The 12,486-nt window shown below is 52.2% G+C and carries 13 protein-coding genes; 6 read left to right on the top strand and 7 right to left on the bottom strand.

Annotated features, from left to right (window positions below):
• The first annotated feature begins 14 nt into the window (after window positions 1–14).
• Window positions 15–1,454: an aldehyde dehydrogenase gene (aldA, locus tag M2416_RS11410; protein ID WP_259223932.1), complete on the top strand. Its 1,440-nt coding sequence runs from the start codon at window positions 15–17 to the stop codon at window positions 1,452–1,454.
• A gap of 48 nt (window positions 1,455–1,502) precedes the next feature.
• On the opposite strand, the gene gap is transcribed toward aldA, so the two are convergent.
• Window positions 1,503–2,501 carry a type I glyceraldehyde-3-phosphate dehydrogenase gene (gene gap / locus M2416_RS11405; protein ID WP_045855160.1) on the bottom strand — a complete coding sequence of 333 codons (999 nt, stop codon included), beginning with the start codon at window positions 2,499–2,501 and terminating at the stop codon, window positions 1,503–1,505.
• Between the two features lie 631 nt (window positions 2,502–3,132).
• Here gap and M2416_RS11400 point away from each other — a divergent pair.
• Window positions 3,133–3,453, top strand: a complete 321-nt coding sequence (locus M2416_RS11400) for a hypothetical protein (protein WP_076948031.1) — start codon at window positions 3,133–3,135, stop codon at window positions 3,451–3,453.
• A gap of 56 nt (window positions 3,454–3,509) precedes the next feature.
• A complete protein-coding gene (locus tag M2416_RS11395) occupies window positions 3,510–3,896 on the top strand; it encodes a hypothetical protein (protein ID WP_259223928.1) in 387 nt (128 codons plus the stop codon).
• An 11-nt stretch (window positions 3,897–3,907) separates the two neighbouring features.
• On the opposite strand, the gene M2416_RS11390 is transcribed toward M2416_RS11395, so the two are convergent.
• The 6 genes from M2416_RS11390 to M2416_RS11365 all read right to left on the bottom strand — a co-directional run bounded on the left by M2416_RS11390 (window position 3,908) and on the right by M2416_RS11365 (window position 10,386).
• Window positions 3,908–5,488: a sensor domain-containing diguanylate cyclase gene (locus M2416_RS11390; protein WP_259223926.1), complete on the bottom strand. Its 1,581-nt coding sequence runs from the start codon at window positions 5,486–5,488 to the stop codon at window positions 3,908–3,910.
• Window positions 5,489–5,665: 177 nt separating this feature from the next.
• Window positions 5,666–6,238 (bottom strand): histidine phosphatase family protein, encoded by a 573-nt coding sequence (locus M2416_RS11385; RefSeq protein ID WP_259223924.1) that lies wholly within the window; start codon window positions 6,236–6,238, stop codon window positions 5,666–5,668.
• A 296-nt stretch (window positions 6,239–6,534) separates the two neighbouring features.
• Complete coding sequence (locus tag M2416_RS11380; protein WP_259223923.1) at window positions 6,535–8,415, bottom strand: hypothetical protein; 1,881 nt, start codon at window positions 8,413–8,415, stop codon at window positions 6,535–6,537.
• A gap of 87 nt (window positions 8,416–8,502) precedes the next feature.
• Window positions 8,503–8,661, bottom strand: a complete 159-nt coding sequence (locus M2416_RS11375) for a hypothetical protein (RefSeq protein WP_259223921.1) — start codon at window positions 8,659–8,661, stop codon at window positions 8,503–8,505.
• A gap of 5 nt (window positions 8,662–8,666) precedes the next feature.
• A complete protein-coding gene (locus tag M2416_RS11370; RefSeq protein WP_259223920.1) occupies window positions 8,667–9,578 on the bottom strand; it encodes a hypothetical protein in 912 nt (303 codons plus the stop codon).
• Entirely contained in the window at window positions 9,520–10,386 is an 867-nt protein-coding gene (locus M2416_RS11365; protein ID WP_259223919.1) for a hypothetical protein, read from the bottom strand. The genes M2416_RS11370 and M2416_RS11365 overlap by 59 nt, the downstream gene beginning before the upstream one ends.
• Window positions 10,387–10,780: 394 nt before the next feature.
• On the opposite strand from M2416_RS11365, the gene M2416_RS11360 reads away from it, so the two are divergent.
• The 3 genes from M2416_RS11360 to M2416_RS11350 all read left to right on the top strand — a co-directional run bounded on the left by M2416_RS11360 (window position 10,781) and on the right by M2416_RS11350 (window position 12,484).
• Window positions 10,781–10,927, top strand: coding sequence for a hypothetical protein (locus M2416_RS11360; RefSeq protein WP_259223917.1), 147 nt, complete (start codon window positions 10,781–10,783; stop codon window positions 10,925–10,927).
• A 358-nt stretch (window positions 10,928–11,285) separates the two neighbouring features.
• Window positions 11,286–11,831, top strand: coding sequence for a cysteine hydrolase family protein (locus M2416_RS11355; protein WP_076948035.1), 546 nt, complete (start codon window positions 11,286–11,288; stop codon window positions 11,829–11,831).
• 146 nt (window positions 11,832–11,977) lie between these two features.
• On the top strand, window positions 11,978–12,484 hold the full coding sequence (locus M2416_RS11350) for a GNAT family N-acetyltransferase (protein WP_259223914.1): 507 nt from the start codon (window positions 11,978–11,980) through the stop codon (window positions 12,482–12,484).
• Window positions 12,485–12,486 lie beyond the last annotated feature (2 nt).

Genomic DNA, 12,486 nt, shown 5'->3' with positions numbered 1-12,486 from the left:
CACAGGAGCAGGCTATGACAGCACCCGTTCAGCACCCGATGTATATTGATGGTCAGTTTATTGCCGGGCGCGGCGACGCCTGGATTGACGTGCTTAATCCTGCCACCGAAGCGCTGCTCTCCCGCATTCCCGACGGCAGCGCCGAAGACGCGCAGCGGGCCATTGATGCCGCAGAACGCGCGCAGCCGGGCTGGGAGGCGCTGCCGGCTATCGAGCGCGCCGGCTGGCTGCGTAAAATCGCCGTCGGGATCCGCGAGCGTGCCGGTGAGATTGCGGCGCTTATCGTTGCCGAGGGCGGGAAGACCCAGCAGCTGGCGGCGGTGGAGGTCTCCTTTACCGCCGATTATCTCGACTATATGGCCGAGTGGGCGCGGCGCTACGAAGGTGAAATCGTGCAAAGCGACCGTCCCGGTGAAAACATCCTCGTGTTCAAACGCGCCCTCGGCGTGACCACCGGCATTCTGCCGTGGAACTTCCCGTTCTTCCTGATTGCCCGCAAGCTCGCCCCGGCGCTGCTGACCGGCAATACCATTGTGATTAAACCGAGCGAGTTCACCCCCAATAACGCCGTCGCCTTTGCGCAGATTGTCGACGATATCGGCCTGCCGAAAGGGGTGTTTAACCTCGTGCTGGGCCGCGGGGAGACCGTCGGCCAGGAGCTGGCGGCGAACCCGAAAGTGGCGATGGTGAGCATGACCGGCAGCGTGGGCGCGGGTGAAAAAATCATGGCCGCCGCGGCGAAAAATATCACCAAAGTGTGCCTCGAGCTGGGCGGCAAGGCGCCGGCGATTGTGATGGATGATGCCGACCTCGAGCTGGCGGTTCGGGCGGTGGTCGATTCGCGGGTGATCAACAGCGGGCAGGTATGCAACTGCGTCGAGCGCGTTTACGTCCAGAAGGGGATCTACGACCGCTTCGTTAACCGCCTCGGCGAAGCGCTGAAAGCGGTGCAGTTTGGCGACCCGGCGCAGCGGGATGATATCGCTATGGGGCCGCTGATCAACGCCGCCGCCCTGGAGCGGGTCGAGCAGAAGGTAGCCAAAGCGCTGGCCCAGGGCGCGCGCCTGGCGCTCGGCGGCAAAGCAACCGGCGGTCGCGGCTATTTTTATCCGCCGACGCTGCTGCTGGACGTGCGCCAGGAGATGGATATTGTCCACGAAGAAACCTTTGGCCCGGTGCTGCCGGTGGTGGCATTTGACACGCTTGAGGAGGCGCTGGCGATGGCCAACGACAGCGACTACGGGCTGACGTCGTCCATCTATACGCGCGACCTGAACGTAGCGATGAAGGCGATTAAGGGACTGAAGTTCGGCGAAACCTACATCAACCGCGAAAACTTTGAGGCCATGCAGGGCTTTCATGCGGGCTGGCGCAAATCGGGCATCGGCGGCGCCGACGGTCGCCACGGTCTGAACGAGTACCTGCAGACCCAGGTGGTCTATTTGCAGGCCTAAGCGGCGGGTGAAGACGCGGACAGCCGACGGCCGTCCGCTTTCGTGAACCTATTTAGCAAACTTATCCAGCACGCGGATGAGCTGGGTGACGAAGCCGTATTCGTTGTCGTACCACGCCACGGTTTTGACCAGCTGAACGTCGCCGGCCTCGGCGATTTCGAGCTGGGTGGCGTCGTAAATCGAACCAAAGTGGCTGCCAATTACGTCGGAAGAGACAATCTCCTCTTCGGTATAACCGAAGGATTCATTATTCGCCGCCGCGTTTTTCATCGCCTGATTGACCTCTTCGGCGGTGACCTTTTTCTCCAGAATCGATACCAGCTCGGTGACCGATCCGGTTTTGGTCGGCACGCGCTGGGCGTGGCCCTTCAGCCTGCCGCTGAGCTCGGGAATCACCAGACCAATCGCCTTCGCCGCCCCGGTGGTGTGCGGGATGATGTTTTCCGCCGCCGCGCGCGAGGCGCGTAAATCCTTACCGCGCGGGCCGTCCACCAGCGACTGGGTGCCGGTGTAGGCGTGAATGGTGGTCATCGTGCCGAGCCTGATGCCGAACGCATCGTGGAGCACTTTCGCCATCGGTGCCAGGCAGTTGGTGGTGCAGGAGGCGACGGAGATAATGGTGTCGTCCGCGGTGAGGGTGTCGTCATTGACGTTGTAGACGATGGTTTTCATCTCCCCGGCGGGAGCGGAGATCAGGACCTTTTTCGCCCCGGCGCTGAGGTGGGCCTGGGCTTTTTCCGTCGAGGTATAGAAGCCGGTGCACTCAACGATAAGCTCCGCGCCCGCGCTTTCCCACGGAATGTTCCGGGCCTCTTTCTCCGCGTAGACGGTGATGCTCTTACCGTTAACGATCAGGGCGTCGTCGGTGAAGTCGACGCTCCACGGAAAGGGGCCGTAGTTAGAGTCATGTTTTAGCAGATAGGCCAGCACTTTTGGCGAGGTGAGGTCGTTAATGGCTACGACCTCCAGCGGGCTGTTAACTTCCAATAAACGGCGTAATACCAGACGTCCGATACGACCAAATCCATTAATTCCAAGCTTGCTCATGGAAAATCTCCTGGTGAGTCGGTTAGAGGGTAAAACTCATACAGGCATACTCCAGTCGGTCGATTTGGGCAACCCGCAAAATCGACCGGGCGGCTAAGCTTTTGAAAAAACGCGACAGAAACATTCATGCGTTTGCTCATCGCGGGGAGGGCGGAAGCTGGCCGCTAAAAGCGAGTTTGCGGGTCTGATCCTGCCGGGCTCAGGCGCTCTCCAGATCGCCTGACCAAATCATCGCCGTGCTTCCCGCACCGCTCCCTTCCGCCACTTTTACCGCCAGAGCGGCTTTATGCTTCTGGCTGGCGTTTGCCATGGCCACGGCGGTGTCCGTTACGGTGAAGGTTCCATGATTGGGGCAGGTTAAAATATGAAAATCTCCCCAGGGGATTGCCGCGGTTAACGCTGAGCTGCAAGCAGGGCAATGGGGTAAAGATGAAGAGTAAGCTGACATAACGCCTCCTGAAAAGTGGGCGCCAATCATTCCATATGTTGACGGTGCGATGGTGGCTGTGAATGCTGAGGAATATATTTGCATGATGAATGAATTAGACCTGGCGTCGCGGGCCTCAGGAGGGGCATTATCGCGGATAATCTGAATAGATGGCGTCTGCGACGTTGATTAAGGATCAAAGCGATGTCAAAAAAGCGTAGGATCGGACGGCTGATTGCGGCAGGGAAAACGCCCCCCGTGAAGCCTGAACTTCAGGCGGATATCGAGGCGCTGAAAATCCCACCCCGCAACAGAGTGGAAGCAAAACGACAGCTGGCAATTAAACTGCGGCTGTTGAAAAGCGGGGCGTTGAACGCCCCGTCATTGAGGGAGCAGGAAGAAAAGGCGGCACAGGATTTAACATTCGCCAACGCGCGCCGATTTGAAGAGGGCGTTGTTGATTCGGTTGCGACAGAAAAAATTGCCTTAGCGCATAAGAAATGGCGCGGCCGGACGGCTGATTAGCGCGCAACGATCGCGTTATCCGCCTCTGGTAACGCTATGAATAAAAGGGAATAGTAATGAATATACCGGGCGGCTGCTTTTTGGCCGTATTGACGCTGTGTAGCGCCTCGTTTGCGGCAACGGCGAAAACAACGTCGGTTAAGTGTTCTTATCCGACCTACAGCGACCAAAGCGGCAATCATGTGGCTAAAAATCCGCTGGTATTTACGTTTATTATCGATAGCGGAACGAATAAGGCCTATATCGCCGGAAACGTCGGTTCGGCCGAGCTGACCATCGTGCCTAATGGCGTAGACGGCATCTCCTTTATTGAAACAACGGAGGTGGGCAACGTCACCGTGACGACAATGACGCGCAGCGGTGATTCAGTGCATAGCCGCAATATGGTTATGCCGGGAGGCATTTTTGCCTCTCAGCATTATGGCACCTGCGTGGCGCAGTAATTCGCGGCCGTTCAGATGCGGGAAAAGCCTTCGGCGTCGGCGATAACCACGGCGTTGCGGCCGGAGCGTTTGGCTTCATAGAGCGCTAAATCAGCTTTGCGCAGGACGCTGTAAACGTCGTTTACGCTATCGCTGAACCCGGCAACGCCGAGGGAGATGGTTACCCTATCGGCGTGCGGGAAATCGGCATTTTCAATCCCCTCCCGGATGCGCTCCGCCACTTCGGCCGCCGCGGTCAGGCCGGTATCCGGGAGGAATACGACAAACTCCTCGCCGCCAAACCGGCAGGCAACCTGCCCGTTGGCGCAGAGGTTGCGCAGCTTCTCGCTGAAGGTGACCAGCACCGCGTCGCCGCCGTCATGCCCGTGCAGATCGTTAATCTTTTTGAAATGATCGATATCAATCGCAATGACGCAGCGCTCGGCCCGGGCAGGGGTTTGTTTCAGCAGCGTGCTGAACCCTTTGCGGTTATAGAGTCCGGTAAGCGGGTCCGTCATCGTTTCATCGCTGAGGGCGTTGACCCGCCGGGCCATGATTTGCAGATGCTGGCTGAACGCCTCTTTAAGGCGCTCCGCTTCCTTGTACCAGACGTTAATGTTGGCCAGCTTTTTGCGCGTGGAGGCGTTGTTTTCCGCGCGGGTGAATTCGGCGAGCTTCTCCAGCGGGGCCGAAATGATGGCGGCAAAAATCGTCACGGTTGTCACCGTCAGGAAGATGATCGCCAGCGTGAACCAGAAGGCGTTAACCACCGTCTGCATTAATATACGCGATACGCTTTCCGAGGCCCCCGAGATGATAATCTTCCAGTCGGCCTGCTTCAGGCTGGCGTAGCCGACCAGGCTGTCTGCGCTTTTGTCATCGCCAAAAAAGTGGCCGTTTTGCGCGTTAATAATCTGCTCCTGCAGGCCGGGAGTGGAGCGAAACTCGCCTCCCACGCGCGCCGGATTGCGATTAAAGATGATTTTTCCGTCATTATCGATAACGCTGACGTCCGTCGTATTTTCATAGAAATGCATGCTGAGAATATCGCTGAGCATGCTCTCTTTTTGCAGGTAGATGCTGCCGCCGATATAGCCGATATAGCCGAGATAGTCGCCGCCGGGGCTAAATAATGGCTGCGAGACAAACACCACGTAATTACCCGCCGCCGAGATGAAGGGTTCAGAGATAAAGAGCTTCTTTGAAGTAATGGCCTGTCGGCTGGCGTTCGAGTGCAGTTTTACTCCCACCAGCTTGAGGCTCTCCGGGGAGGCGGCGGCAATAACGGCGTCGGAATTAACGATAACCACCGAGTTGAAAAAGCCGGACTGCAGGCGCAGCCTGTCCGCTTCGTTCTTCAGCTGCAGGGGGTCGTTAAGGGCTTTTATCTGCCCGGCGCTGTAGGCCAGCTCCCGCTGCGCCGTCACCAGGTAGCGGTCGGTGGTATCCGCCAGCTTACGGGCATAAGCGAGGTTGTTCTCAAGCAGCCGGTTCTCAATATTGCCCTTCTGGAAAAGCGTCAGGGCGCTGAGCAGCAGCATTGATGTCAGCAGGATCCCTCCGACGGACAACATCAGCATGAGAGTGCGCAGATGCAGTTTTTTTCCTGGCATAGGTTTTCACGTATCTCAAAAATTTTGCGCATTTTATCAGTTTTTTAGCGCAGAACATAAGCCGCTTCTGCCGCTCCGTCGGCTGATTGCAGGTTCTGACAAAGGCGGCCGCCCGCTATTATGGTGCACCGCTATGCGGGGTGCTAATCGCAGCAGCTCGTGTGATATCAGGGGCGGTCAGAGCGTCCCCGTTGGGGAACGCCAGGAGACATAGCTCCCGTAGCCTGAACCGGTACTCACAATTTTTATCCAGCCCAGCCGCGTTAATTCCAGCGAAATAAATCTGTTTAAAATGCCGTGACCCATGCTGACCACGTGGCCGTATCGCGTCGCCGCGTCGATCAGCTCCCGCGCCATTCTGGCGGCTCTCATCCGGACTTCAGCTTTGGCTTCAGAACCGCGCGCAAGATCGGCAAGCCAGAGCAGGCGGAACAGTATCAGCCAGATGCCGGAGGGGAATTTTATCAGCGGAACCTGGATAACCGGCAGCGGCGCTTCGCTGAGTTCGTGGAGGATAGCGTTCGGGTTTGCACCCAGCGCAGCTAGAGATGTAAGCGCGCGCGGCAGGGGGCTGGACACGATATAGTCGGCGGCCTCGCAGGCGGATTTTGTCCTCGGGCAGGGTATTTCAGCTACCCTGGCCGCATTGTAATCCGCTATCCAGGCCTGCATTTCGCGGGCGCTAAGCCAGCGCCCGCCGCGGCGGGCTGCGATTTCAGGCTTCCCGTGCCGCATTAAGGTAATGTCCATATTGGTACAGTCTGGTAATGAAATAAGTAGAGGCAATATAACATACCGCTCATTACGCGCTATCGGCGGCATGAGCAGGGCCGAAGGGGGCTATCGTAAAGCGATGAGTGCCGTTTGCTACGAGCCGTACATCTCTCTGCCGTGGAGTCGCTTGAGGAAAAACTCGATAAAACGCAGGCTAGCTGATGCCTGTTTTTCCTCTTACTCCCAAAACTGAGTCCGTCTCTGCAGCCATCGGCACTTTCATTGATTGAAAGCGGCCATCGATGACAATAGCCGCTATTTTGATTGATGACTTAAACTTGCCGCATGTAAACATCAGTAATACGTAAATCAAACTCATATGCAATTTTTGAAATATCTATCAGAATAAACGCATGAGTGGCCCAGTCCGGTGCTCTGTCAATACTCGGAGGTTGGTTAATTTCCCCTTGCATTTGGCCGGGCATAACGACTTTTTTTAGAGTCGAGTTAGTACCACTGAATTTATATTCATAAATATGACCGTCCTGCTGAAGCGTTATTTGAGGCTCTCTATCCTGGTTTGGTCCGTGTCCGATTAATTTCGCCCAAATAATTCTTATTTGACAAGACTGATCCGTGCCAGCATAGGTGCTGGCCTTAATATGATGGATTACACTTCCATAACCTTTAAGTTTTATAGTGCCAAGAATTGCCTGAAATGTTCCTTCACCGGCGGCGCTATTGCGCCCCAAAGAGATATAGCCGTTACTCCTGTTTATACTAAAATTCGTGCTGACATCTGTCCCCCAGCCATATCTGGATTTTCTGACATTATTAGTGCCGCCTGGTGGTAAAACCCAAACTTCCTCTGTCCACTTAACATTTTCTGGCCCACCGTTGTAGCAAGAACTATCAAGCCAGTTGTCTTGAACTGTAGGCGTGGTTCTAACTTGCGTCAGTAAATTTGGCCAAAAGGGAGAAAGTTGAGTATCACGTAACGAAACATAACCGCTCCCATCAAACCATCCCGTAACATTAGCATCTCCTAAGGCTTGCATTTCTCCAAGATTAACTTTCTCAAAAACCACCCGAGATTTATTTCCACAGTAGAATGGATTGGATGTTGTAGGATATTTGAGCTGATCTGCGCCAGCCCTAAACGAAAATAATCCACCGGAAAAATTCACTTTGCATATTTTATCGTCAGGGATGTTGATAATATAGTTTTGAGGACCATATCCTTCAACGTGACAATCCCGGAAAATGTGCTGTCCGCCTTCAATATGAATATACTTCCCTTCGTGCCCAGTGGGGTTTTGCTGACCCTTGTTGCCATAAATATAATCAAAAGAGCAATTGAAGAAGTAGCTGAAACCTGAATGTAGTTTTACGGCGCAGTTGCTTTGCGTGAAAACACAACTATGAAAATTCATCTCCTCGCCTGAATCTTGAGCGCCATCAGGGAAGTAATAACAGACATCACAATGATTGAAGGTAAACCCATACATCCGCAGAAAGTAAAAATTTTTGGTCCCGGTTAAGCCATATGCGAAATTGTCCATCCCTCCACCAAAGAATGTTAACGAGTTTCGTGGGTAACTACCGGACAATGATGTTGAAAAGGTCATGCCATCAACATAGGAATCTAAGCCCGGACCAATCATCCTTAAATTGTTAACACTTAAATTACCTTGAGTATATCCACTATCATTTTGCCATTGAATTGCAACATTTCTTTCTGTTTCACTGACGCCTGCTGGAATCTCCGTAAAATCTAATAAAGCCCCTGAAAAATCATAATCGATGGTTTTAAGATCGAGTTTTAGAGAGGATCTGCATTTGAAGTGGCCAGTGCCAAATGAGAGCATGCCGTTTTTAATTAATCTATTACCACTCAGCGTTGATTGAGATCTTGCATAGTTATGAGCCTTTTGGATGGATAAAATATCATCGTTTATACCGTCCCCTTTTGCTCCAAACATATATGGTGAAACAGTACCTGATTTTTCTAAAGAACGTATCCATATCCAATTTGCTGCTGAACGAATAACGATGCCGCTATCATCTGCTGTTGTGCTATCCTGTCTGGCAATAAATAAACCTCCGCCCTGAGCGGGGAATTGATCTGAATAATAAGATTTAAGATAGATTACATCACCATTGGAATCTGGTATGGTTGCACGAAGTATTGTAATATCAGAACAAGTGTTCAAATTAAACCTCCATTCTTTATGGTTGGCAAATAGAATGTTATAACCGTGTAGATACAGCGCTGGTTGGTATTTGACAGGGGGCGTTATTTAGGTTGGTGTCTCTTCCTCATTTAACAATCGCCATCCCATGGCATACAGGGCATATTGCTGTGATTCGACAACATCAATGTGCTCAGCTTCTGTACCATTTTCATCAACGCTTACGACTTTCAGATAAAGCCTAACTACTTTCTCTGTGATAGTCATCAGTATTACTCCGTCAGAATTTTGGTTGTTTTATCTGGATATGATACGCTGCCATTTATTCCTGAAGCGGCTAATTTCCAGGCTGGCCCGCTATAACCTTCCATAATCAGGTTCCCTGAAATAGCAGGCCTGCCGGTTGTTGAGCCAGTAATGATACAGGTAGACCAATTATGAATGGCTGTCCCATCCCCCTGGATAATTATAGGGGCGCTATTTCCAAGTTTATTCCTCAGATTTATACTACCAATTGACGGCACGGCACCATCACGCACCAATAAAGCCGTACCGAATGCCCGCTCAGAGTTGTATTGATCGACCCGCGCGTTAGCTGAAAAACGTACCCATGTATTAGTGGCGGCTGATGTTGTAGCGATTAAATCAAGTTTATGTACCCGGCAGGCTTTTGCGAATTCTACTGAAACTCCGCCCTGCTGGTTGTTCATTTGCACAATATAGAAACCGTCAAAAACAATGCCGGCGGTGTTTAAATAAATATCATTATTAACTGTGCTTTCACCATGGAGGTAAACTGGACCAACGGAACCGCGCGTAATGGAAGAAGTGCTGGAGTCCGTGGCAGAACACAATACAGCACCATTTATAGCCATCTTGCTTCTTATCGAGATGCCCTCAAAATGAAAGTTTTCGCTTCCGGCGTTTATACCGAAACCCGAGTAAACATCCTTCGCATGAATAAAACCAATGTAGGAGTTCTGAATATTAAACCAGGCTACGCTACCGCTTAAGCTTGCGATAAAGTTTTCTTTATAATGGCTGCCAACATTCAACACTCCGCCTAAGGTGATGTTGTCACCATTAAAACTGAATGCTCCGGCACCGTAGTACTTACCGGTGACGTTAGTTATGACTATATCTCCCCCCCTGGATCTCATCAGCTCCAATTGAAATTGCAACACCGCGAGGCTCTCCAGCCTTACCTGCGGCTTTTCTGGATATCTCATCGGCATTCTGTGGCGTGATGCAACCTGCATACTCATAAGAAAAATTATCGACCTGAACATTGCGTCCTTTTAATACCAGTCCATCCCCAGAGCACCATCCAATGCGGGCATTAAATAGTTGATTTTCTCCAGTGACATTATCATCAGGATAGGTATAGCAACTATAGAGGGCATTTCTAAGGTTGTCCCCATAAATATCTCGTGTTAGCGTTTTACCATACGCCCGTATTACATTGCATAGACCTTTCCCAGTGATTTTCTCTGCGCGACCAAATCCAAAGGATAAGCCAATAGACTTGTTAACAATGGACCATACTCCGTCTTTATCAGTATAACCTTCAAAGTTTAAAGAATAATAATTCCAGCCATACTTGATGACCGTAGTGGCCGTATTGGTTTCGTCTGTATATTGATGAAACGGCTCATAGGGACCGGTGGTGATAATCGTCGCACCGTTACCAAGTATGTCTCGTCGTGAACCATCGATAAACCCTGGCACGAAAGCCAATACCGCAGGTGAGGAAATTAAATACCTTGCATCGGATCTTAGAGAGATGTTTTTCCCTGTTTTAGCCGCGAGCGTAAATGCAATTGAATCATCATCAATGCCGTTTCCTTGTGCACCAAACCATTCTGGCATGACAAAATTTATTGCTTGTTGAACTGTACCTCCTTGTTCGAGAGCAACTAACGAAGCTCCTTTATCAATCGCTGTTGAAGCTAAATCTGCACGAAGGTCATCATCATTTGTTGAAATTTCCATTCATATTCTCCGCTGTTGTTGTCCACTTTATTTATACTGTATATTTATACAGTGTCAAGGCTGTTTTTTGCTTTCCATTGCGCTTCTTCGGCGATGAAAATGATGACGTGAGCAGGCGCCAGCGCAGATGACTGCGGTGTATGGGGGTATTACTGATTTATCTAATCTGGAGAAGGCGCCAGTGGCCTGCTTGTCAGTAGACAAATTCTGGGCTCCCTGCGGCGTATGAGAAAACGGAAGGCTATGGAGATCAAAACCTTGCTGCGGCTGACGTATACGGATATTCATGTAATGCGAAGGCATTTCAATGCCTTGTAGGAGTGAACCGTTCGTGAGGTGCGCGGCGAGGCCCGTCCTGGCCTGGGGGAGGGAGCCTCGTGACGTATGGGGATGTATGAAGTATGAACTGCAGCAGATGCGTAAGCAGGGAAGCGGCATCATCGTAAACTGTTCCTCTCTCGGCGGCATCGTCGACGGGGCGGATTGCGGCAGCTATCATGAGGCGAAGCACGGAATAGCATCCGCCTGGGGTCCAGGTTAGGCGCAGGTCGGGCTGAGAGCCAAAAACCGTGGCCGGCATGCCAGTCTGGTGCGAAAAAAAGAGGGCGGGTAGGGCCGTGCTCCTCTCTTGAATTTGGTATTTAAGCGGTGCTATAAGATGAGAGTACTTTTGAGTGATGCCTGCTATTTCTGGTTATTACCGCTTAACGAATAAGTAAAGGTCGGAAAATGATTCAGTCAGTTCAGCCAGCAACAACGCGTACCACAACCACCACCGCAACCTGCGGCGGCGTGGGCGTATCTGTGAGCGGCTCCTGACAAAACAGAACCCTACTCCCCGCCAGTCCGGACGGGGAGGCACGGCTCTCCGTTCATCACATTTTGAATGGAGACACATCATGATTTCCTCTGAACAAGCGCTAATCGTTATCGATATGCAGGAGGGGCTCTTCCGGGGCCCGGCTGCTCCGCATTGTGCAGACGCGGTTCTGTCAAATATCCGTCTGCTCATCGCCAAGGCGAGGCGTGCTCAGGTGCCGGTCTTTTTTGTTCGCCACATTGGGCCTGACGATTCCCCCTTCTCAGAGCACGGCCCGCTAACAAAGCTGATACCCGAACTCGACGTGGACGCCGAGCGGGACATCGTTTTGACTAAAAAACATCCCAGCTGTTTTCGCGATACCGAACTGCAGCTTCAGCTCAGCTACAGAGGCGTCAAGCAGCTGGTTATCGCCGGAATGAAAACAGAGTTTTGCGTCGACACCACCTGCCGGGCAGCGCCGGAGCTGGGCTTCAGCACCGTGCTGATTGCAGATGCGCATACCACAATGGATAATCCGCATTTATCGGCAAACGAAATTATTGGCCACCACAACAGAACGCTGGCGGGCCCGTTTGTAACGCTTTCGACCGCTGCTAACTGGAACTTTGATTCTGACAGGTGAGTGCCGTATGCGTCAGGACATCGCGAACGCCATCCATCGAGGCAGCCGGTAAGGCTGCCTTCGGGATTTATTATCGACTCGAGGATGATGCCTTTTCCGCCAGCATTCTCTATGCTGACCAACGCTTTGATAAAGGACCTATTCCCATGATAACAGTAGAGAAAGCGGATCCATTTTCGCCTGAATCCTGTGGTTTAATTGAGTCTTTGTCCGCTGAACTTGCCGCGATCACCGGCGACAGTGGCAAGAGCCATTTCACCGTTGACGTAATGGACGGGGAGCGAACGCTCTGGGTTCTGGCAAGAAATACGCGCGGTGATGCCGTAGGATGCGGCGCGATCCGGCCCTTAACGCAGGATATTGCCGAGCTGAAAAGGATGTATTCCGACCGCAGCGCTCATGGTATTGGTCACGCCTTACTCGCTTTGCTGGAGACATCGGCAAAAGGTATGGGATATCGCGAGCTTTGGCTTGAGACCCGGCGAGTTAACCAGCGGGCGGTTCGTTTTTATGAGAAAAATGGTTACGCGCGGATTGAAAACTACGGCCCCTATATCGGCCGAGAAGAGGCAGTCTGTTTCTCGAAGGTATTAGTCACGGGTAGAGCGGAGGCTGAAGCACAAGCACGCGGGGCGATCGATAACAACCGGTAGAG

This window comes from Klebsiella sp. BIGb0132, from assembly GCF_024810075.1.
GTDB lineage: Bacteria > Pseudomonadota > Gammaproteobacteria > Enterobacterales > Enterobacteriaceae > Klebsiella > Klebsiella terrigena.
The sequence above is the reverse complement of the archived record's forward strand: the minus strand, read 5'-3'. Positions and strand labels throughout refer to the sequence as shown.

Excerpts from the sequence above, each read along its gene's own strand:
- aldA (WP_259223932.1), top strand. The coding sequence starts at position 15 with ATGACAGCACCCGTTCAGCACCCGATGTATATTGATGGTCAGTTTATT.
- gap (WP_045855160.1), bottom strand. The coding sequence starts at position 2,501 with ATGAGCAAGCTTGGAATTAATGGATTTGGTCGTATCGGACGTCTGGTA.
- M2416_RS11400 (WP_076948031.1), top strand. The coding sequence starts at position 3,133 with ATGTCAAAAAAGCGTAGGATCGGACGGCTGATTGCGGCAGGGAAAACG.
- M2416_RS11395 (WP_259223928.1), top strand. The coding sequence starts at position 3,510 with ATGAATATACCGGGCGGCTGCTTTTTGGCCGTATTGACGCTGTGTAGC.
- M2416_RS11390 (WP_259223926.1), bottom strand. The coding sequence starts at position 5,488 with ATGCCAGGAAAAAAACTGCATCTGCGCACTCTCATGCTGATGTTGTCC.
- M2416_RS11385 (WP_259223924.1), bottom strand. The coding sequence starts at position 6,238 with ATGGACATTACCTTAATGCGGCACGGGAAGCCTGAAATCGCAGCCCGC.
- M2416_RS11375 (WP_259223921.1), bottom strand. The coding sequence starts at position 8,661 with ATGACTATCACAGAGAAAGTAGTTAGGCTTTATCTGAAAGTCGTAAGC.
- M2416_RS11365 (WP_259223919.1), bottom strand. The coding sequence starts at position 10,386 with ATGGAAATTTCAACAAATGATGATGACCTTCGTGCAGATTTAGCTTCA.
- M2416_RS11360 (WP_259223917.1), top strand. The coding sequence starts at position 10,781 with ATGAAGTATGAACTGCAGCAGATGCGTAAGCAGGGAAGCGGCATCATC.
- M2416_RS11355 (WP_076948035.1), top strand. The coding sequence starts at position 11,286 with ATGATTTCCTCTGAACAAGCGCTAATCGTTATCGATATGCAGGAGGGG.
- M2416_RS11350 (WP_259223914.1), top strand. The coding sequence starts at position 11,978 with ATGATAACAGTAGAGAAAGCGGATCCATTTTCGCCTGAATCCTGTGGT.